Origin of the sequence: Modestobacter italicus (assembly GCF_019799965.1) — a bacterium.
In the GTDB taxonomy this organism is placed as follows: domain Bacteria; phylum Actinomycetota; class Actinomycetes; order Mycobacteriales; family Geodermatophilaceae; genus Modestobacter; species Modestobacter italicus_A.
On the sequence record NZ_JABGCJ010000086.1, the window covers coordinates 1 to 706 of the forward strand.

Annotated in this window: 1 protein-coding gene; it reads right to left on the minus strand. The window is 43.5% G+C overall.

What is annotated here, in order from left to right:
- Nucleotides 1-598 (minus strand): ribonuclease H family protein (locus HLA93_RS20430; RefSeq protein ID WP_222196273.1); only part of this gene is annotated, 598 nt, incomplete at its 3' end.
- Nucleotides 599-706 lie beyond the last annotated feature (108 nt).

Genomic DNA, 706 nt, shown 5'->3' on the forward strand with positions numbered 1-706 from the left:
GCAACTTCTTATCACGAGTCTTCCATTCTCCTCTGGTTTGACAGATAATCAATGCTGAGTCCCCATAAACTTCCAATTCTTCTACACCCAGCTCCAAGGCAGCTTCTAATGCTAGGATGCAGGCTTCATATTCGGCTATATTATTGGTGGCATTGAAAGATAACCTGACAGATAATGGTATCAAATTATCCTCCGGTGTAACCAACAACGCGCCTATTCCACAACCTCTTTTGTTATAAGCCCCATCAAAGAATACTTTCCACGGTTCTTTACTCACTTCTAGAATTTCTTCGTCAGGGAAGTAGTACTCAGACTGCTTTTCTGCTGCCGATGGATGTTCTGCAAGAAACTCTGCCACCGCTCTCCCTTTCACTGACTTCTGTACCACATACTGAATGTCGAACTCAGATAGTAGCAACAACCAACGGGATGTTCTATAGGACAGTACTGGCTTCTCCAATAAATACTTCAGAGGATCCATGCGACTGATGAGTTGCACTTGAAAGGACAGCATATAATGGCGGAGCTTTTGAGTAACCCACACCAATGCCACACACGTCTTCTCTAAGGCGTCATATTTAACCTCGTAGTCAGTCATCTTTTTACTCAAGTAATACACCGCATTCTCTTTTCATAACTCTGGCAGATATTGAGCTAACATAGCTCCCATCGCAGTTTCAGTGAGTGCTAAATAGAGCAGCAAGGG